General features: G+C 64.4%; 1 protein-coding gene. It reads left to right on the forward strand.

Annotation, left to right across the window (positions count from 1 at the left end; genetic code table 11):
- On the forward strand, positions 1–1,419 hold a 1,419-nt coding region (locus tag GOX63_RS23620), incomplete at its 5' end, for a mannose-1-phosphate guanylyltransferase/mannose-6-phosphate isomerase (protein ID WP_254436095.1).

Genomic DNA, 1,419 nt, shown 5'->3' on the forward strand with positions numbered 1-1,419 from the left:
GGTTCTGGAACCCGTTTGTGGCCCTTGTCGCGGAAAAGCTACCCCAAGCAATTTGTCTCTTTGATTAGCGATGAGACGCTGTTTCAGGCCTCTGCACTGCGTCTGTCCGGTGCCGCAGACGGGCTGAAATTTGCGGCTCCGATGGTCCTGACCAATTCGGATTTCCGGTTCATCGTGGCTGAGCAATTGCAGGCCGTCGGAATCGACCCCGGTGCCATTCTGATCGAGCCCGAGGGGCGCAACACCGCCCCAGCCGTGCTGGCCGCCGCGCTGCGCGCCCACGCGGAAGACGAAGATGCGGTGCTGCTGGTGGCGCCCTCCGATCACGTTGTGCCTGATGCCGCCGCATTCCAGGCGGCGGTCGCCCGCGGGATGGAGGCCGTGGCGCAGGGGCAGTTGGTGACCTTCGGCATCACCCCGGCGCATCCGGAAACCGCCTATGGCTATCTGGAACTTGCCGCGGCGTCGGACAAGGGCGGGTCTCCTGTCCCGCTGAAGCAATTTGTCGAAAAGCCGGACCTGGCCCGCGCGACCGAGATGCTGGCCGCCGGCAATTTCAAGTGGAACGCGGGCATTTTCCTGTTCCGTGCCACCGATATCATCGCCGCCTTCAAGGCCCATGCGCCCGCGCTGATGCAGCCGGTACAGGACGCGTTGAACGACGCGCAGACCGACCTTGGATTCCTGCGGCTCGCGCCCGAACCGTGGGGGCAGGCCGAAGACATCTCGATCGATTACGCGGTGATGGAAAAGGCCGACAACCTGTCGGTTGTTCCGTTTGAGGCCGCCTGGTCCGATCTGGGCGGCTGGGACGCGGTCTGGCGCGAAAGCGGCCCGGATGCAGACGGCGTGGTCACCAGCGGTGGCGCAACTGCGATCGACTGTCGGAACTCGCTGTTGCGCTCGGACAGCGAACAGCTTGAGGTCGTTGGCATCGGGCTGGACAATGTCATTGCGGTGGCAATGAACGACGCCGTGCTGGTTGCCGACAAGTCGCGGGCGCAGGACGTCAAGAAAGCGGTTGCCGCTCTGAAAGAGAAAGGCGCGGCGCAGGCGACGCAATTCCCCATGGATCACCGCCCCTGGGGCTGGTTCGAAAGCCTTGTGGTCGGCGACCGGTTCCAGGTGAAACGGATCCACGTCCACCCCGGCGCCTCGCTGAGCCTGCAGAGCCATTTCCACCGGTCCGAGCACTGGATCGTGGTCGAAGGCACCGCCCGCGTGACCATCGATGACCATCAGCAACTGGTGACCGAGAACCAGTCGGTCTACATCCCGCTGGGCGCCGTGCACCGGATGGAGAACCCCGGCAAGGTCCCCATGGTCCTGATCGAAGTGCAGACCGGCGCCTATGTCGGCGAGGACGACATCGTCCGCTACGAAGACGTCTACGCCCGCGGACAGGGCGCTAAGGGCTGA

Origin of the sequence: Ruegeria arenilitoris (assembly GCF_013031355.1) — a bacterium.
Lineage (GTDB): Bacteria > Pseudomonadota > Alphaproteobacteria > Rhodobacterales > Rhodobacteraceae > Ruegeria > Ruegeria arenilitoris_C.